Below are 17,566 nucleotides of genomic sequence, written 5' to 3' on the forward strand. Positions count from 1 at the left end.
TCGCCCGCACATGTCCGATAAGATCAACCGTATCGTCCTTGCCTTTTCCGGTGGTCTCGACACCAGCGTGATCCTGAAATGGCTGCAACAGACCTATCAGTGCGAAGTGGTGACCTTCACCGCCGATCTGGGGCAGGGCGAGGAGCTGGAACCCGCCCGCGCCAAGGCCCGCCTGATGGGTGTCAAGGAAGAGCATATCTTCATCGACGACCTGCGCGAGGAGTTCGTGAAGGACTATGTCTTCCCGATGATGCGCTCCAACGCGCTCTATGAAGGCCTTTACCTGCTCGGCACCTCGATCGCCCGGCCGCTGATCGCCAAGCGCCAGATCGAGATCGCCAAGCAGTTGGGCGCCGATGCCGTGTCGCACGGCGCCACCGGCAAGGGCAATGACCAGGTCCGTTTCGAACTGGGCTATTATGGCCTGGCCCCCGACATCAAGGTGATCGCGCCCTGGCGCGAATGGGATCTGACCAGCCGCACCAAGCTGATCGAGTTCGCCGAAAAGCACCAGATCCCGATCCCCCGCGACAAGCGTGGCGAAAGCCCCTTCTCGACCGATGCGAACATGCTGCACACCTCGTCGGAAGGTAAGGTTCTGGAAGATCCGTGGGAAGAAACCCCGGACTATGTCTATTCGCGCACGGTGAACCCGGAAGACGCGCCCGACGCACCCGAATATATCACGATCGATTTCGAGCGTGGCGACGGCGTCGCGATCAACGGCGTCGGCATGTCGCCTGCGACCCTGCTCGAAACGCTGAACGAATATGGCCGCAAGCATGGCATCGGTCGCCTCGACCTGGTGGAAAACCGCTTCGTTGGCATGAAGTCGCGCGGCATGTACGAAACGCCGGGCGGCACCATCTATCACCTCGCCCATCGCGGTATCGAGCAACTGACGCTCGACCGTGGCGCGGCGCATCTGAAGGATGAGCTGGCCCCCAAATATGCCGAGCTGATCTATAATGGCTTCTGGTTCTCGCCGGAGCGCGAGATGTTGCAGGCCGCGATCGACTATAGCCAGGAAAAGGTGACGGGCACCGTCCGCCTGAAGCTCTACAAGGGCGGCGTCTATGTCGTGGGCCGCAAGTCGCCTTATTCGCTCTACAGCGAAAAGGTCGTGACGTTCGAGGACGATGCCGGCGCCTATGACCAGCGCGACGCGGCAGGCTTCATCAAGCTCAACGCCCTGCGTTTGCGCCTCCTGGGCCGCCGCGACCGCTGATCTTTCCCATGCCGCCCGTTACATTATGCGACAAAGTGGCGGGCGGCATGACATATCTGCGGGACAACTGGCTTCCATAACCATCGTCAAGGGCGGCGGACATGCCGCCCATCAGATGCAAAGGAAGACAGACATGCTTCGCAAATTCTTCACCACCGTTGCGGTCGGTTCGCTGTTCGTCGGGGGCCTCGCGGCGACCCATCTTGCTTATGCCCAGCCCGGTGCCGAAGGCGGCCCGCGTGGCGGCATGATGGGCATGGCCGACACCAACAAGGACGGCAAGATCAGCAAGGCGGAACTGACCGCCGGGCTGGAAGCCCGCTTCGCCAAGATGGACGTCGATCGCGACGGCCAGATCACCCAGAAGGATCGCGACGCGATGCGCCAGCAGCGGCAGGAGGCCCGCTTTGCCGCGCTCGACACCGACCGCAATGGCCAGATCAGCAAGACCGAATTCGTCGCCGGGCATGAGGCCCGCGCCGAGGCCGGCAAGCCCGGCGAACGTGATGGGCGCGGCTGGGGCGGCCGTGGCGGTCATCGTCGCGGCCCCGGTCATGGCGGTCCGGGCGGCGGCTTTGGCGACGCGAACAAGGATGGCGCCATGACCAAGGCCGAATTCATGGCCCGCCCGATCGCGATGTTCGACAAGGCGGACGCGAACAAGGACGGCTTCGTCACCGCCGAGGAGATGAAGGCGGCGCGTCAGGCGATGCGGGCGCAATGGCAGGACCGCAAGGGGCCGCCGCCCGCGCCCCAAAACTGATCGGCCTATCGGGTGGCGCAGGATGCGGGGTTCTTCCCCTGGCTCCGCACCGACGCCGCCCGCACCGGAAGGGCGAAGGCTTGTCCCCCCTGCTTTCCCCTTCGCCTTCGCCCTTCCAACCTTTCTCCAGCCATGACAGACAAGCAGCATGAGCGACCGACCCCATCTCCTGCTCGTCGATGACGAGCGTTCGATCCGCGAACCGCTGGCCCAATATCTGGGCCGCAACGGCTTTCGCGTCACTGCCGTGGACAGCGCGTCCGAAGCGCGGCTGCGCCTCAACGCCAATGCGATCGACATGGTGATCCTGGACATCATGATGCCGGGCGAGGACGGCCTATCGCTCTGCCGCCACATCCGCGAGACGAGCGAAATTCCCGTCATCCTGCTGACCGCCCGCACCGAAGAGACGGACCGCATCGTCGGCCTCGAAATGGGCGCCGACGATTATGTGCTCAAGCCCTTTTCGCCGCGCGAACTGGTCGCCCGGATCAAGGTGATCTTCCGCCGCGTCGCCACCGGCGGCCAGCGCGTCACCGCGCCCGACGGCGCCAATTACAGCTTCGCCGGCTGGCTGCTCAAGACGCAGGAACGCACATTGGTCGATAGCGAGGGCGTGTCGCTGCCGCTCTCGACCGCTGAATATAATCTGATGCTCGCCTTCGCCACGCGCCCCAATTCGGTGCTCAGCCGGGACCAGTTGCTCGACATCACCCAGGGGCGGGAGGCGAATGTCTTCGACCGGGCGATCGACAACCAGATCAGCCGCCTGCGCAAGAAGATCGAGCCGGACCCGAAGAATCCCACGCTCATCAAGACCGTCTGGGGCGGCGGCTACACCCTGTCGGCAGAAGTCCGCAAACTGTGAAGCGGCCTACATGAAAAAGCTCCGTCTGTGGCCGCAAAGCCTGGTCGGTCAGGTCATCGCGCTGGTCGCGATCGCGCTGTTCGTGGCGCAGGCGATCAATTTCGGCCTGCTGCTGCGCGAACGGCAGCGGCTGGAACTGACCGGGCAGACCGCCCCCGCCGTCTATCGTGTCGTCGATGCGCTCGACAATCGGGCGGAACGCCGGGGAGATCGGGACCGGCAGCGTGAACGGATGCGTGCGCGCTTCGTGACCGGCGCGCCCTCGCTGCCCGGCCAGGCGCGTCCCGACATCGAACGCCGCGCCACCGCCATGTTCGAGGATATTGGCCTGCGCATCCTGACCGTGCGTGTAGTCGAAACGAGCGAAGTCATGCCGATCCGGCGCTGGGAACGCATCCGGATGCGGGCAAACGGGGATGGACCGCACGACCATCGCGTCGGCCTCCTGACCCTCGCGGCCGAATATGAGCCGGGCAAGTGGGTCGTGGCGCAGGCCCGCACCGGCGGCGACCGGCCGCAGCGCTTTGGCGGCTGGCTGGTCGGTCAGACCCTGATCCTCTACGTCATCGTCCTGCTGCCCCTGCTCTGGATGGGGCGTCGCCTCGCGCGCCCGCTGAAACAGCTCACCGGCTCGGCCCGGCAATTCGCCCGCACCGGCGCGGCCGACGCGGTGGACGAACGCGGCCCCGGCGACGTGCGCGACCTCACCATGGCGTTCAACGCCATGCGCGCCCGCATCATCGCGATGCTGGACGAAAAGGACCGGATGCTGGGCGCGATCGGCCACGATCTGCGCACCCCGCTTGCCTCGCTGCGCGTGCGCACCGAATCAGTCGAGGACGACGCAGAGCGCGCGCGCATGTCCGAAACGATCGACGAGATGAACCGGATGCTGGAGGATATCCTCTCGCTCGCCCGCGCGGGGCGCAGCACGCAGGCCGCGCAGAAGGTCGATCTCGCTGCGCTGGCCGACGCGGTGGTGGAGGATTTCATCGAATTGGGATCGCCCGTCGATCTCGCCGACTGCGACCGCGCCGTCGCCTTCGTCCGCCCCCAGCAAATCCGTCGCGCGCTGCGCAACCTCATCGAAAATGCGATCGTCTATGGCGACTGCGCCCATGTGTCGGTGCTGCATGAAAACGGCACGATCCGCATCGCCGTTGCCGACGACGGGCCAGGTATTGCAGAAGATCGGATGGAAGAGATGCTCCAACCCTTCACCCGGTTGGAAGGCTCCCGCAATCGTGAAACCGGCGGATCGGGACTGGGCCTCGCCCTGGTCCGCGCGATCATGGCCGAACATCAGGGCGAACTGCGTCTGGCGAACCGGCCCGAAGGCGGGCTGGAAGCGAGTTTGGTGCTGCCGGCCTGACGGTCAGGGAAAGCCGCCGTTCCGCAAACCACCCATTCCCGCCATCCAAAGACAAGCCGATCTCCCCACTTCCACGCGCCGCCTGTCCGACATCCCGAAAACCGCTTTCCTACAGGGTGAAGACAGCCCTAAGGGCCAGCCGATCTTTCATAGCGTGAAAACATGCCGAAACCGGCCCATTCCGCGGGCTCGGAGCCATGGTGCGCATGTCCTATTCCATGAGTCACATGCAAGAAGTTAGGGAATATCCGCCCTAAGCGCCAAGCCCTCAATGCTTGCCCGGCTTGCTCGACGTCCCCGGCGCGGTGGGATTGATCAGCGCGGCGCCGCTGGGCAGGCCGGTGCCACCCATATCGAGCTTCTGCGCCTCTTCCTTCGCCACCCGCTGGGGATTGTCGCGTTCCTTGATCGCGGCCTTGGTTTCGGCGTCCTGGTCCGCGTCGTCGGCATCACTGCCGCCGCGGGTCCAGCCCAGGATGATCGACATGCGCCGGTTGCGCGGATCATAGGCGTCGTTCTTGATGAAGGGTTCGCGGTCTGCCACGCCTTCGATCCGCGCGAAGCGGGCGTTGCCGATGCCGCTGTCCGCCAAGGCCCGGCGCGTCGATTCGGCACGGCTGGACGACAGCATCCAGTTGTTCATGGTCCGGCCCGATGCATAGGGCAGGCCGTCGGTATGGCCGCGCACGATCAGCGGGTTGGGCATGGTCTGCAACACCGTCGCGACCTCGGAGATCAACGCGCGGGCCTGCGGCACCAGCCGATCCGTGCCCATCGCGAACATCGCGAAGTCCGCCTCGTCGATCAGGTCGATGCGCAGCCCTTCGCGGGTCTCGGTAAAGCGCACATTCTTGCGCAGCTTGCCCAGCCCCTTGCGCGTCATCCGCTCTTCTAGGGTCTTCTTGATCGATTCGAACTTTTGCCGATCCTGCGCGCGCGTCGCCTTGCCGCCCTGATCCTTAGTGCCGGTGGCGTCGCGCGGGATGGTGATCGACAGGTTGCCGATGCCGCCTGTGGTCGGGTAATTTTCCTTGCCCATCATGCTGTCGCCGCCCATCAGGCCGGTCGACCCGGCCGAAGCCATCTTCAACTCGACCAGGGTGGGGGTGAAATAGTCGGCCAGCGCCTTGCGCTGCTTTTCGGTGGTTGCGCCCAGCAGCCACATCAGCAGGAAGAAGGCCATCATCGCCGTCACGAAGTCGGCATAGGCAACCTTCCAGGCGCCGCCATGATGGCCGCCATGCCCTTCGACGATGATCTTCTTGACGATGATCGGCCGCGGTTCCGGCTCGTTCGCGCCGCGCTTCTTTTCCGCCATGGCTTATTTGCCCCGCATACCGTCGAACACCTCGGCAAAGCCCGGCTGGTTGGCATGGGTCAGGCCCGACCGCGCGGCTTCGATCACCAGCGGCTGCGGATGGCCGTGCAGAGATGCGATGATGATCTGCTTGACGACATGATAGATCGCCCCGTCCGCCTCGATCACGCTGCGGCAGCGGTTGGCGAAGGGATTGACCATGCCATAGGCGAGCAGAATGCCCAGGAACGTGCCGACCAGCGCCGACCCGATCATCGCGCCCAATATGGCAGGCGGCTGGTCGATCGATCCCATCGTCTTCACCACGCCCAGAACCGCCGCGACGATGCCGAGCGCGGGGAGCGCGTCTGCCAGTCCTTGCAGATTGTCGGCCGGCTTGATCGCTTCATGGTGATGGGTTTTCAGAGCGTTATCCATCACGTCCTCGACCGCGTGCGGGTCGAGCGTACCGGACGAAATGACGACCAGACGCAGCGTATCGCTGATCAGGTGGACCAGCGCCTTGTCCTTCATCAGCTTGGGATATTCGGTGAAGATGGTCGAACTGGCCGGATCTTCGATATGCGGTTCCAGCGCGACCGGCCCCTCGACCCGCAGCGTCTTCATCAGCTTGCTGACGAGGAAGATGCAGTCGAGGAAATCCTGCTTCTTGTACTTGGCGCCCTTGAAGACCTTGCCCAGACCACCGCCCAGCGCTTTCAGGTCCGCGCCGCTATTACCGATGACGAGCGCACCGACGGCCGCGCCGCCGATGATCAGCATTTCATGGGGCAGGGCGTGCAACACCGGACCGAGGTCGCCGCCGGTGAAGGCGAAGCCGCCAAACACCATGACGAGCAGAATGACGAGGCCGATGGCTGCGAACATGATTATCCCCGATTGACGCGCCCGGAGGCGGTAGCTTTTCGGCCTCGCGTGCGACGCCGTGTCCTTGTGGTTAATACGGACTGGTTAGCGTCCGGTTTAGGACCGCACCGCTTTTTACCGGGCGATCAACTGATCAGGTCGAACAGGGTCTTCTGGTTGATCCGGGCATAGGTCGATTGCGCCGCATCCAGCTGCAACAACTGCGCCTTCACATTGGCGATGACTTCCTGAAGATCCGTCGATTCCAGCCCCGCCCGTCGTTCGGTCAGATCCAGGCCGATATTGGTCAGCCGCGTGCCCACCACCTCCAGCCGGTCACTGCGCACGCCCTGCTTGGCCTGCTCGACGGTGATATGACCCTGCGCCGACTTTACGCCCTCCAATGACGAAGCGATGGCCGTGTCGTCGCCACTTTGGATCGCTGCGATGCTCTGCCCCAATATGTCGTCGATCGACATCGGCGTACCGTTGACGTCGATACCTTCGGACACTTCCTGTCTGGTGCCCACCACCGCCAGGTTGAGGCCCTTGCTGACCGGCACCAGCACGCTCTGTCCATCGTCGAAGACGGATACGCCCTGATAGTCCTTCTGGTTCAGCAGTTCGGTAATGGTGGTGCGAATGGTCGACATTTCCTCGACGATCGCGGCGCGGTTGGTTTCGTTGAGCGACCCGTTGCGGGCCGACGTCACCAATTCCTGGGCGCGCGTCAGCAGATTGTCGACTTCCGACAAATTCGCTTCGGCATTGCCCGAACGCGCGGTGCCATAGCTGATATTGGTCTGCCAGGCGGCTTGCTGCGCCTGGGCGCGGCCGATGTCGGACACCTGGACCCAGGCCAGCGCATTGTCGGACGGCTTGTTGAGCGTGACCCCGGTCGAGATCGCGGTCTGGCCGTCAACCAGATCCTGGGACAGTTTCTGCTGCCGGCGGATTTCGGCGAGCATGATTTTGTTGGTGATACCTACCATGGCTCAGTCCTTCGGTCAGATGATGTTCATGATAGAATCGATCGTCTCTTTGGCGATCTGCAGGATTTTGGCGGAGGCCGAATAGGCCTGCTGGATGCGCAGCAGGTCGGCGGCTTCCATGTCCAGGTCGACGCCGCTGACGGCTTCGCGCGCAGCGACCGACTGGTCGTTGCGACTCGTCGCGGTGTCATATTCCGCCTTGGTCGATGCCAGCAAAGTGGCCTGCGACGCGATCAGCGTCGTCCAATTCTGTTCGACGCTGCCATTGCCGCGCAGGGTGGAACCGACCGTCAGCAGATTGCCGTTGAGCGTGCCGTCGGCTGATTTCAGCGCCAGTTGGGTCGGATCGGTCACCAGTGCGGACAGCGTCGCCGCCGTCGTGCCGGCCAGCAATGCGCCGCCGGCCGCGCCGGCGTCGGTCCGCCCCTGCGCGTGCCAGGCATTGACGTCGGTGACGAATTGCGCGGCCAGCGTATCCAGCGCGGTGCGCCGGTCGGCGACGGTGTCGGCGGCGGAAAACAGGCCGCCCAGCGTGCCGTTCGCAGGGGCGGCAAGGGCCGTGCCGTCCGCCAGGCTGAGCGACAATGTACCGTCGTCATTGGCCGCCATCGACAGGCTGGTCGCACTGTTGCCGCTGACCAGCGTCTGGCCGCCAAAGCTGATCTCCGCGCTGTCATGCGCGCCGAAGCTGATCGTGACGTTCAGATTTTCCGACAGCGTCTGCAAGGCCGAATCGCGGCTGTCGAGCAACTGGGCATAGGCCGATGTGCCGGGCTGGGCGCGCAACAGGCTGTTGTTGATGTCCGCCAGCGACGCCAGCGACTGGTTGATCGTGGCGACCGATGCCTGGCCCTCGGTCGCAATCCCGGCGGATACGGTCGCAAGATCCGCGCTGGTCTGGTTGAAGGACTGGGCGACGCGGCTGATGCTGTCGAGCGTGGTGACGCGCAGCGACGTGTCGCTGGGGCTGGCCGCCAGCTTCTCCATATTCTGGAACATGCCGGTCATCAGTTGCCCGATGCCGGTGCCTGTGTCGTTGAGCGCGGTTTCCGAATCGGTCAGCCAGCGCAGGCGCGACGTCGCGCTGCCCAGCGCCATGCCGGTGTTGCGGACCGATGCGTCGAGATAGGGGTCGGATGCGCGGTCGATGCCCGCGACTTGCGTGCCGCCGAAATTGGCGCGCGAGATATAGGTTGCCATCGTCGCGGTGGACGACCCCGATTCGATCGTCGTGACCGACCGGCGCGCATAGCCGCTGGTGCTGGCATTGGCGATATTTTCGGCGATCGCGGCCATCGCCGATCGATAGGCCTTCGTGCCCGAAGCGCCGATGATGAAGAGGTCGCTCATGCGCCTTCAGCCGGCGTGGGGCCATTAGGAGCGGTGGGTGACGGCGTGTCGCTCACCCGGTCGCCAAATTGCTTCAGCAGCAGTTCGGCGATGCCCATCGCGCCCTTGCTGGCCATCGCGTCTGCGGTGCGGGAATCGGCCATGTCGCGAAACTGCTGGGTCGCCGCCGAATCGTCGATGCCCTCGGCAAGGCTCGCCGATCGCATCGCGCCGATCATCTGGCGCAGGAAGACGGCCTCGAACTGCTGCGCCACCTTCTGCAGCGACGCCTTGTTCGATTGTCCCGGGCTGGCGCTGGTCGGGGCGGGGGAGGTTGTCGTCGCTACCTGCATCACAGCACCACCAGTTCGGCTTTCATTGCGCCCGCCTGTTTCAAGGCTTCGAGGATCGCGACCATGTCCGCCGGGGAAGCCCCGATCGCATTGACCGCCTTGACTATATCGGCCAGCGACGCCCCACCTTTAAAATTAATCATCGGTTTCTTCTGTTCGTCGATGCTGATGCTGGTCGATTGCTCCACCGCGGTCTGCCCCTGGCTGAAGGGAGCGGGCTGGGAAATGCGGGGACTTTCGTTGACGCTGACGGTCAATTTGCCATGCGCGACCGCGGCCGGATGGATTTTGACCGCGCCGTTGATGACGACGGTGCCGGTGCGCGCATTGACGATCACCTTGGCCGGCGCATCGGCGGGCGAAATCTCGATATTCTCGATCATGCCCATCATCATGATGCGGTCTTCGGCGCCGGGTGCGGCATCGATCGCGATCGATACGGCGTCCATCGCGCGGGCGCGGCGGTCGCCAAAGGCATGGTTGACGCCGTCCGCGACGCGCAGCGCCGTGGTCAGGTCCGCTTCGGCCAGGTTGAAGGTCAGCGTCGGCGCGGTGTCGAACCCGGTCGCGACCGCGCGTTCCACCGTCGCACCGCCGGGGATGCGCCCGGCCGACGGGATGTTGACCGACACCTGGCTGCCGTCCGCGCCGGACACGCCCAGGCCGCCGACGGCGAGGTTGCCCTGCGCCATGCCGTAAATCTCGTTGTCCGCACCGCGCAGCGGCGTCAGGATCAGCGTGCCGCCGCGCAGCGACTTGGCCTTGCCCAGCGCCGATACGGTGACGTCCAGCCGCTGGCCCGGCTTGGCGAAGGCGGGCAGGTCGGCGGTGACGAGTACGGCGGCCGCGTTCTTCAGTGCCGGGTTCACGCCCTGCGGCAGGGTGAGGCCGAAGCGCGAAACGACGCCCTTCATGCCCTGCGTCGCATATTCGATGCTGTCGTCGCCGGTGCCCGCCAGGCCCACGACGATGCCGTACCCGGTGAGCTGGTTGGGGCGGACCCCCTGGAAGGTGCCCAGATCCTTGACCCGCTCGGCCTGGGCGGCGGGCGCGGCGACCAGCGCGCACAGGGGCGCGAGGATCGGCAGGAGCAGGCGAAGCAGACGGATCATGGCGTTTGCGGCTTCCATCAGAAGGGGCTGATCGCGGAGAAGAAGCGCTGCAGCCAGCCCTGGCGGCTGGCATTGGCGATCTCGCCCTTGCCCTTGTAAATAATCTTGGCGTCGGCGACGCGGGTCGATGCGATGCGGTTGTCGGGCGCGATATCGGCCTGGCGGACAAGGCCGCTGATCTGGATGAACTCGTCGCCGCGATTGAGCGTCAGCGCCTTCTCCCCCTTCACCAGCATCGTGCCATTGGGGTAGGTCGCCGCGATCGTCACGGTGATTTCGCCGCTCAGCGCGTTGGACTGGCTGGCGTTGCCCTTGCCGGTGAAGCTGTTCTGGCCCCCGGCTGACACGTCGCTGGCGGAAAACAGCTTGGACAAAATGCCGGTGCTCGGCGGCGTGATGCCGACCGATCCGTTGCGCGCCGTGTCCGCGCTCGTCGTCTTGCTCGCCTGCGTCCGTTCGACCAGCACGATGGTTATGATGTCGCCCACGCTGGTGGCGCGCGCGCCGCTGGTCAGCGGGGTATAGCCGGTCGACGCCTGGAAGATCGATCCGTTCGCCGGTGGGGCGGCGGGCTGGGCGATCACGGTCGGCGCGTAGAAATCGCGCTCGATGTCGCGCTTCTTCTGCTTGGCGGCGTCGGCGGGCGACGCGGCCAGCGCGATCAGCGACAGCGTGGCGATGGTGGCAAGGGTACGGCGCATCATCTGGCCTTAGATATTCTGGTTGACGTACTGGAGCATCTCATCGGTTGCCTTGATCATCTTGCTGTTGACCTCATAGGCGCGCTGGGTCTCGATCATGTCGACCAGCTCTTCCACGATGTTGACGTTCGACGTTTCCAGATAGCCCGACCGCATCAGGCCGCGGCCTTCCAGACCCGCGACGCCGACCTGCGGCGTGCCGCTGGCCGCGCTTTCGGTCAGCAGGTTGCCGCCGATGGAGGTCAGGCCCGCCGGGTTCATGAAGGTGGCGATTTCGATCTGGCCCAGCTGGCTCGGCGCGCTTTCGCCCTGAAGGGTGGCGGACACGGTGCCGTCATTGCCGATCGACACCGACGTCGCGCCCTGCGGCACGGTGATCTGCGGGATCAGCGGCAGGCCATCGCTGGTGACGACGGTGCCTTCGGCGGTGACGCTGAAATTCCCGGCGCGGGTATAGGCGGTCGAGCCGTCGGGCTGCTGCACCTGGAAATAGCCCGATCCTTCGATCGCGATATCCAGCACATTGTTGGTCTGGTTCAGCGTACCCTGGGTGTTGATCTTGCTCGTGCCCTGCAACGCGACGCCGGAGCCGAGATTGAGGCCGGTGGCGAATTTATTCTCGCTGTCCGAATTGGAACCGGCCTGGATGATCTGCTGATAGGCCAGCGTCTCGAAATCGGCGCGGTCCTTCTTGAAACCGGTCGTGTTGACGTTCGCCAGGTTGTTGGCGATCACGCGCATCTTCGTGTTCTGCGCGTCGAGGCCAGTGCGGGCGACATGAAGGGCGGCGTTGCTCATCGTTCATTTCTCCGTGGCGCATCCCCGAAGGGTGCTTATGCGTCAGTCACAGCAAGATGCGTGCCAAAATTAACCATCCAGCTTCATCAGCGACGCGCCGCCATCGTCCAACTGCTTGGCGGTGTCGATCATCTTCACCTGGGTTTCCCAAGCGCGGCTGGCCTCGATCATCTGGACCAGCGCCTGGGTCGCATTGACGTTCGATCCTTCGACCGACCCCGATGTGACGGTCGCCAGCGGATCGGACGGCAGGGCGCCGCCATTGACTTCGCGGAACAGGTCGTCGGTGCCCTTGGCGATGCTGGAGCCGGCGGCGTTGACCAGCTTGAGCTTGTCGACCTGCTGCGGATTGGCCGGATCACCGCCCTGGGGCACGCCCCAGATGCTGCCATCCTTGGCGATGGAGATGCTGTCCATCTGCGGCAGGGTGATGGGGCCGCCTTCGCCCAGCACCGGCAAGCCGTCGCCAGTGGTGAGCAGGCCGCTGTCGGTGACCTTCAGGTCGCCGCGACGCGTATAGGCTTCGCTACCGTCGGTGGCCTGAACGGCGAGCAGAGCATCGCCGTTCATCGCCACATCAAGCGGATTGCCGGTTTCGGTGACCGCGCCTTGCGCCATGTCGGCCGCGATCACCTGTTCCGACGCCTGCGCGCGGGTGTCGAAGGTGTCGCCCTTGATCCAGCGCGTCTCGGCATTGGCGATCTCGGCGCGAAAGCCGACGGTATTGACGTTCGCGAGATTGTTCGCGACCGCCGTCTGCCGCGCCATCGCGCCGCGCATCGCGGTAAGGGCCGTGTTGACGAGCCGATCCATGGGCTAAGCCTTCTGATCTTAGGTGCGCAGGTTGACGATGGTCGTGGTCAGCGTGTTCGCCGCCTCGATCGCCTTGCTGTTCGCCTGGAAATTACGCTGCGCCGCGATCAGGTTCACCAGTTCGTCGGTGATGTCGACGTTGGAGCGTTCCAGCATGCCGCTGTTCACCGCGCCGAACATGCCCTGATTGGCGGTGCCCAGGATCGGCGAGCCGCTGGCGACGGTCGATGTCCAGTGGGCGTCGCCCTCCTGCCGCAAACCTTCCTGGCTGTTGAAGGACGCCATGGCGACCTGACCCAGATAGACGGTGCTGCCATCGGCATACACGGCCGATACCATGCCCTTTTTGTCCACGCCCACGCTGGTCAGCTGCGCGCCGGTGGCCGTGCCGTCAAAGGTGTTGGGAATCTGCAGGTCGGTCAGGTCGGCCGGGGTCGCGCCAGTGGGGTCTACGGTCGTCGCGCCAGTGGTGGGATCGACAGCGAACACCTGGATGCGCGCGCCGGTCGTATCGACGGCATAGCGGTCGTCATCGACGGCGAAGGCGCCGTTGCGGGTGTAGCTGATATTGCCGTCTTCGCCCTTGACCGTGAAATAGCCTTCGCCGGTGATGGCGAGGTCGAGCGTCTTGTCGGTGGTTTCCAGCGTGCCCTGCGTGAACTGCTGGGCGACGCCCTGCACGCGTACGCCCTGGCCGGCAACCTGGCTGGTGGTCTGCATCGGCGCGGCGGCGAAGATGTCGCCGAACTGCGCCTTGCTCTTCTTGAACGCGGTGCTGCTGACGTTGGCGACGTTGTTCGAGATGGTCGACAGGTCGGTCTGGGAGGCCTTGAGGCCCGAGAGGGAGATGTAGAAGGACATGGCGTTGCTCCTTGGGTGAAAAGGATGGGTGAAAAAGCGGTAGGTTTACATCAGGCTGATCGCGTCGGATGGGCTGTAGCTGCCGAGCGCGGTGATGAGTTTGGAGGACGAGCCGTCGGCGGGTGACTGGACCGCGGCGATGGTGGCCCAGGTCGCGACCTTGGTGGGGGTCGCGCCGTTGACCTTGACCTGCAGGGCGGAGGTGGCGACGGTTGCGCCCGTGTCATCCTTGCCGTCCCAATAGAAGGTCACGTCGCCCGCGGCCTGCGATCCCATGTCGATGGTCTTGACCACATTGCCGCTGCTATCGACCAGATCGATGGTCGCGCCTTCGGTGGCGGCGGGCAGGGTGATCTGGCCCGCATAGGTGCCGGATGCATCGGGCGCGGCGATATTGCTCTGCACCAGCATCGACTTGCCGATCCAGCTCGCCGCGTCGCCCAGTCGCGTGCCGGTCAGCTCGCTCGCCAGGCTTTTGAGGGTCTGGTTCATTTCCGCGATGCCGGACGAATTGGTGATGGTCGCCATCTGCGACACCATCTGCGCGTTATCGACCGGTTCGAACGGGTCCTGATATTGCATCTGCGCGGTCAGCAGCGTCAGGAAGCTGGCCTGGCCCATCTCCGCGCTGCCGGTGCCGACGATGGCCTTGGGATTATAGACCGACAGGCCAGCGCTGTCGGTTGCGGTGGTCGTCGTCATTTGCCGATCCTTATGGTTTCGAGCATCAGGGATTTGGCGGTGTTGAGCACCTGCACATTATTCTGGTACATGCGGGCGGTCTCGATCATGTCGACCAGTTCGGCATTGCCATCCACCGCCGCTTCCCAGACATCGCCATTCGCGTCGGCCAGCGGGTGGTTGGGGTCGTGGCGCTTGGTCGGCTCGGCATTGGTGGTGACGACATTCTTGACCTTCACCGTCGATACGCCGGGCGTGTCGGTGACGGATTCGAATACCGGCTTGATCGCGCGATAGGCCTCGGCGGCGCTGCCGGTGACATTGCCGGCGTTCGCCATGTTGGACGCAGTGGCGTTCAGGCGCACAAGCTGCGCGCTCATGGCGCGGCCTGCAATGTCGAAGACGTTCATGGGCGGCGAGTTGCTCATGCTCATTCTCCCTTCAGGGCGCGGTTGATGGTGTTGATGCGACCCTCCAGGAAGGACAGGGTCGTGCGATATTTGACCGCATTTTCGGCAAACAGCGTCTGTTCGGTGCTGAGTTCGACGGTGTTGCCGTCCAGGCTGGGCTGCAACGGCACGCGATAGCCCATGGCATCCTCGGCGGCCTGCGACACGTCGGTCGCGCTGCTGCCGGCCCGGGTGGTCGCTTCCTTCAGCGCGGACTCGAAATCGATGTCGCGCGCCTTGTAGCCCGGCGTGGAAGCGTTCGCGATGTTGGACGCAAGCAATGACAGGCGTTGCGAACGCAGCGCCAGCGCCTTTCCATGTATCCCGAAGAGAGTATCTTCCACCGACATTGTCATATTCGCTCTAAAAGTTTGTCGTCCCCCGCCGTTCTGACCCCTGATGGCGTCTCCTGCGGGTGATCCAGCCTGAGATCAGCAAGAGCCGTGCCAATTTGCGTGGGTGACGCATCGGCCGCACGGACAATCGCAGAAAACCAGGCTTTTCGCGGGATAGGCGGCAAGGGCGGCAAATTTTTGCCGGTCGGCGGCAGGGCGTTGCCGCCGTCGGACGAGACGACAAGGAATGGGCGCTCATGATCGCGATTATCGGCCATTTGTTCGATCCATTGACCCTGGCGGCGATGTTGGGCGGGATCGCTTTGGTGGCGCTGTTCCAGAATGGCGTCGGGGCGATGGCGCGCGCCATGGCGGCGCTGCATCCGCTGATGACCGCTGACCCGGCGCGCGATCGCGACGCCGCGCGGGCGGCGATGTTGAAGATCGACCAGGTGGCGCAGCTCCGCGGCCTGTCCTGCACCGACCGGGTAAAAACCGCCAATGTCTTCCTGACCGAAGCCGCACGCAAGCTGGCAAACAGCGATCGCGCCGACATGTTCGAACTCTGGGCGGCGCAGGCGTTGGCCGACCGGGCGCAGCGCCATGGCGCGGTCCACAAGGCGTGGTTGTCGATCGCGGACGCCGCGCCGGCGCTGGGCATGGCCGGCACGATCATCGGCCTCATTGGCATGTTCGCCGCCATGGATGATCCCGCCGCGCTTGGCCCCGCCATGGCGCTGGCGCTGCTCACCACCTTCTACGGCGTCGTCATCGCCAATATCCTTGCCGCGCCGGTTGCTGCGCGCCTGTCCGACCTGTCGGAGCGCGAACTGGCCTGGCAGCGGGAAGTGGCGGACCGGATGCTGGCGATCGCGCGCCGCGAAAATGCGCCGGTGCGCCGCGCCACGATCCGCGAAGTCGCATGACCGTCCCGTCCGCCACAGCATCGGCCACCGCCGCCCGGCGCAATCGCTGGGCGGTCAGTTTTGCCGATCTGCTGCTCCTCCTCCTCGCCTTTTTCGTGCTGCTGCAGGCCAGCGGATCGCGACGCGACGCCATGCTGTCGCAGGTCAGCCAGCAATTTGGCGGACGGGCGATGCGGCAGGGCGTGGAATTGCGCGCCGCCGAGCTGTTCGTGCCGGGCGAAGCGCTGCTCAATGAGGCGGGGCGGGCGCAACTGGCTGCGGTCGCGCGCCGGTTCGCGCGCGAACCGGGCCGGGTGGAAATCCACAGCGACGGATCGGACCGGGGCCGCCAGCGCTTCGACGATTGGGATCTGGCCGCCGCCCGGCTGGGCGCAGTCGCCCGCGCGCTGCGGCTGGACGGCATCGCGCAGGATCGGCTGCTCATTCGCGGCCTCGACCAAGGCGATGGCAAGGCCGGGCAGGGGCAGCGCATCACCATCGCGCCGGGCCGTTAACGATATTTGGCACGGATATTGCTGAAATCCTGACAAAGACCGTTCGTCCGTCAGGAGACATGCCGTGTTGCGATTTTCCTCCCTTCTTCTTGCCGCCGTCGCGCTGACCGGCGTGTCGCCCGCGCTGGCTCAGGCCCAGGGAAGTCAGAAATTCGAGAATCTCGACCGGATCGACAGTCTGGTGGCGATGACCGTCGGCGCTAATCTGGGCGAACCGGGCGGCCCCGCCGCCCCGGTGGATCGCCGTCTGCGCCTGGCGGCCTGTCCGACCACGCCCAGCGTGGAAGGGCCGGTATTCGGCGCGGCGATGGTGCAATGCGCCGCGCTGGGCTGGCGCATCCGCGTGCCGCTGGTCGCGGGCGCGGCCGCCGCGGCATCGGGGCCGGTGCCGCGCGCCGCTCCGGCCTATGGCGCCGCCAACCGCTTCAACCGCGCCGCGCCGGTCGCGGCGAAAGAGGCGGTCGTGCGCAAGGGCGATCCTGTGCAACTGATGGCCGGCAACGCCGTTTTCAGCGTGTCGCGCATGATGGTCGCGGACGAGGATGGCGCCATGGGCGAGACGATCCGCGTGCGCGAAGACAAGAAAAGTTCGCCGATTTTCGCCCAGGTCGTACAAATGGGCGTTGTGCGCATTCCAGGATTTAATGATTTTTGAACTTGTCCGTTATAGGCAGTAGGGACGAGTGAAGGATTATCCAATGATCAAGTCTGTGGGCCAGAATATCAGCGCCGCCATAGAGGCGACCCGCCTGCGGGAAGGGGCCAGGACGCGCGCGTCGGCATCCACCGGATCGGCCACGACATCCGCCAGCGCCGCATCGGCCAGCCCGGCCGCGCGCATGGCCGCTGAAGGCGCGCCGGTCGATATGGACCGGGTCGCCGCCATCAAGGCCGCGATCGCATCGGGCAACTACCCGGTCGACGCCAACGCCATCGCCGAACGCATGGTCGCCCTCGACCTGTCGGCCGCCTGATAGAGGACAAACGTCATGCCGCTGGGTCTTGCTGCGCTGGATGATCTCTTCGAAGCCTTCGAGGATCTTCGCGACGTGCTCGACGGTACGGACGCCACCGCGATCGAGGTCGCCAGCAATCGCGTCAGCCGCGCGGCTTCGTCCGTCCGCGCGATCGGCGCCTGGCGTTCCGACCCGGCCGTGATCGAACGGTTGAGCGTCATGGTGCCGCTGCTCGACAGCGCCCGCATCCGCGTCAAGCTGCTCGCCGATCATGCCCAGCAGCGACTCGCCATCCTTGCCGCCCATGGCGCGCAGACCGCCCCGCTGACCTATGGCCGGTAGACGCAGCTGAAAATAATTTCGAGTTTCGA

Annotated in this window: 23 protein-coding genes; 9 read left to right on the top strand and 14 right to left on the bottom strand. The window is 65.0% G+C overall.

The window, feature by feature from the left end; genetic code table 11:
- The first annotated feature begins 10 nt into the window (after positions 1 to 10).
- The 4 genes from K9B33_RS18235 (at position 11) to K9B33_RS18250 (ending at position 4,231) form a co-directional block, all read left to right on the top strand.
- A complete protein-coding gene (locus K9B33_RS18235; protein WP_093086307.1) occupies positions 11 to 1,228 on the top strand; it encodes an argininosuccinate synthase in 1,218 nt (405 codons plus the stop codon).
- A 133-nt stretch (positions 1,229 to 1,361) separates the two neighbouring features.
- Positions 1,362 to 1,991 carry an EF-hand domain-containing protein gene (locus K9B33_RS18240; RefSeq protein ID WP_224550496.1) on the top strand — a complete coding sequence of 210 codons (630 nt, stop codon included), beginning with the start codon at positions 1,362 to 1,364 and terminating at the stop codon, positions 1,989 to 1,991.
- A 148-nt stretch (positions 1,992 to 2,139) separates the two neighbouring features.
- Positions 2,140 to 2,859, top strand: a complete 720-nt coding sequence (locus K9B33_RS18245; RefSeq protein ID WP_224550497.1) for a response regulator — start codon at positions 2,140 to 2,142, stop codon at positions 2,857 to 2,859.
- 10 nt (positions 2,860 to 2,869) lie between these two features.
- On the top strand, positions 2,870 to 4,231 hold the full coding sequence (locus K9B33_RS18250) for an ATP-binding protein (protein ID WP_224550498.1): 1,362 nt from the start codon (positions 2,870 to 2,872) through the stop codon (positions 4,229 to 4,231).
- Positions 4,232 to 4,499: 268 nt separating this feature from the next.
- Here K9B33_RS18250 and K9B33_RS18255 read toward each other — a convergent pair whose 3' ends face one another.
- From K9B33_RS18255 to K9B33_RS18320, 14 genes are all read right to left on the bottom strand, one after another.
- Complete coding sequence (locus K9B33_RS18255) at positions 4,500 to 5,549, bottom strand: flagellar motor protein MotB (RefSeq protein WP_224550499.1); 1,050 nt, start codon at positions 5,547 to 5,549, stop codon at positions 4,500 to 4,502.
- 3 nt (positions 5,550 to 5,552) lie between these two features.
- Positions 5,553 to 6,416: a flagellar motor stator protein MotA gene (gene motA, locus K9B33_RS18260; RefSeq protein WP_224550500.1), complete on the bottom strand. Its 864-nt coding sequence runs from the start codon at positions 6,414 to 6,416 to the stop codon at positions 5,553 to 5,555.
- 125 nt (positions 6,417 to 6,541) lie between these two features.
- On the bottom strand, positions 6,542 to 7,387 hold the full coding sequence (locus K9B33_RS18265; protein ID WP_224550501.1) for a flagellin: 846 nt from the start codon (positions 7,385 to 7,387) through the stop codon (positions 6,542 to 6,544).
- 15 nt (positions 7,388 to 7,402) lie between these two features.
- Positions 7,403 to 8,737, bottom strand: coding sequence for a flagellar hook-associated protein FlgK (gene flgK / locus K9B33_RS18270; protein WP_224550502.1), 1,335 nt, complete (start codon positions 8,735 to 8,737; stop codon positions 7,403 to 7,405).
- The gene (locus tag K9B33_RS18275) at positions 8,734 to 9,069 is read right to left on the bottom strand and encodes a rod-binding protein (protein WP_224550503.1); all 336 of its coding nucleotides are present in this window, start codon (positions 9,067 to 9,069) and stop codon (positions 8,734 to 8,736) included. The genes flgK and K9B33_RS18275 overlap by 4 nt, the downstream gene beginning before the upstream one ends.
- Complete coding sequence (locus K9B33_RS18280; protein ID WP_411974041.1) at positions 9,069 to 10,199, bottom strand: flagellar basal body P-ring protein FlgI; 1,131 nt, start codon at positions 10,197 to 10,199, stop codon at positions 9,069 to 9,071. The genes K9B33_RS18275 and K9B33_RS18280 overlap by 1 nt, the downstream gene beginning before the upstream one ends.
- On the bottom strand, positions 10,199 to 10,882 hold the full coding sequence (locus K9B33_RS18285) for a flagellar basal body L-ring protein FlgH (RefSeq protein ID WP_224550519.1): 684 nt from the start codon (positions 10,880 to 10,882) through the stop codon (positions 10,199 to 10,201). The genes K9B33_RS18280 and K9B33_RS18285 overlap by 1 nt, the downstream gene beginning before the upstream one ends.
- A 9-nt stretch (positions 10,883 to 10,891) precedes the next feature.
- Positions 10,892 to 11,680, bottom strand: coding sequence for a flagellar basal-body rod protein FlgG (flgG, locus tag K9B33_RS18290; RefSeq protein WP_224550505.1), 789 nt, complete (start codon positions 11,678 to 11,680; stop codon positions 10,892 to 10,894).
- Between the two features lie 69 nt (positions 11,681 to 11,749).
- The gene (gene flgF, locus K9B33_RS18295) at positions 11,750 to 12,493 is read right to left on the bottom strand and encodes a flagellar basal-body rod protein FlgF (protein ID WP_224550506.1); all 744 of its coding nucleotides are present in this window, start codon (positions 12,491 to 12,493) and stop codon (positions 11,750 to 11,752) included.
- Between the two features lie 18 nt (positions 12,494 to 12,511).
- Positions 12,512 to 13,354, bottom strand: a complete 843-nt coding sequence (locus K9B33_RS18300; RefSeq protein ID WP_224550507.1) for a flagellar hook-basal body complex protein — start codon at positions 13,352 to 13,354, stop codon at positions 12,512 to 12,514.
- A gap of 45 nt (positions 13,355 to 13,399) precedes the next feature.
- Positions 13,400 to 14,056, bottom strand: a complete 657-nt coding sequence (locus K9B33_RS18305) for a flagellar hook assembly protein FlgD (RefSeq protein ID WP_224550508.1) — start codon at positions 14,054 to 14,056, stop codon at positions 13,400 to 13,402.
- Positions 14,053 to 14,463, bottom strand: a complete 411-nt coding sequence (gene flgC, locus K9B33_RS18310; RefSeq protein ID WP_224550509.1) for a flagellar basal body rod protein FlgC — start codon at positions 14,461 to 14,463, stop codon at positions 14,053 to 14,055. The genes K9B33_RS18305 and flgC overlap by 4 nt, the downstream gene beginning before the upstream one ends.
- Before the next feature lie 2 nt (positions 14,464 to 14,465).
- Complete coding sequence (gene flgB, locus K9B33_RS18315) at positions 14,466 to 14,834, bottom strand: flagellar basal body rod protein FlgB (RefSeq protein WP_224550520.1); 369 nt, start codon at positions 14,832 to 14,834, stop codon at positions 14,466 to 14,468.
- A gap of 2 nt (positions 14,835 to 14,836) precedes the next feature.
- Positions 14,837 to 15,097 (bottom strand): hypothetical protein, encoded by a 261-nt coding sequence (locus tag K9B33_RS18320; RefSeq protein ID WP_224550510.1) that lies wholly within the window; start codon positions 15,095 to 15,097, stop codon positions 14,837 to 14,839.
- Between K9B33_RS18320 and K9B33_RS18325 the strand changes: the two genes are divergently transcribed.
- From K9B33_RS18325 to K9B33_RS18345, 5 genes are all read left to right on the top strand, one after another.
- The gene (locus tag K9B33_RS18325) at positions 15,077 to 15,745 is read left to right on the top strand and encodes a MotA/TolQ/ExbB proton channel family protein (RefSeq protein WP_224550511.1); all 669 of its coding nucleotides are present in this window, start codon (positions 15,077 to 15,079) and stop codon (positions 15,743 to 15,745) included. The genes K9B33_RS18320 and K9B33_RS18325 overlap by 21 nt on opposite strands.
- The gene (locus tag K9B33_RS18330) at positions 15,742 to 16,239 is read left to right on the top strand and encodes a flagellar motor protein MotB (protein ID WP_224550512.1); all 498 of its coding nucleotides are present in this window, start codon (positions 15,742 to 15,744) and stop codon (positions 16,237 to 16,239) included. The genes K9B33_RS18325 and K9B33_RS18330 overlap by 4 nt, the downstream gene beginning before the upstream one ends.
- Before the next feature lie 64 nt (positions 16,240 to 16,303).
- Complete coding sequence (locus K9B33_RS18335) at positions 16,304 to 16,894, top strand: flagella basal body P-ring formation protein FlgA (protein WP_224550513.1); 591 nt, start codon at positions 16,304 to 16,306, stop codon at positions 16,892 to 16,894.
- A 43-nt stretch (positions 16,895 to 16,937) separates the two neighbouring features.
- Positions 16,938 to 17,213: a flagellar biosynthesis anti-sigma factor FlgM gene (gene flgM, locus K9B33_RS18340; RefSeq protein WP_224550514.1), complete on the top strand. Its 276-nt coding sequence runs from the start codon at positions 16,938 to 16,940 to the stop codon at positions 17,211 to 17,213.
- 15 nt (positions 17,214 to 17,228) lie between these two features.
- Entirely contained in the window at positions 17,229 to 17,537 is a 309-nt protein-coding gene (locus K9B33_RS18345; protein WP_224550515.1) for a hypothetical protein, read from the top strand.
- The last annotated feature ends 29 nt before the right edge of the window (positions 17,538 to 17,566 follow it).

It is taken from the genome of Sphingobium sp. 3R8 (assembly GCF_020166615.1).
In the GTDB taxonomy this organism is placed as follows: domain Bacteria; phylum Pseudomonadota; class Alphaproteobacteria; order Sphingomonadales; family Sphingomonadaceae; genus Sphingobium; species Sphingobium bisphenolicum.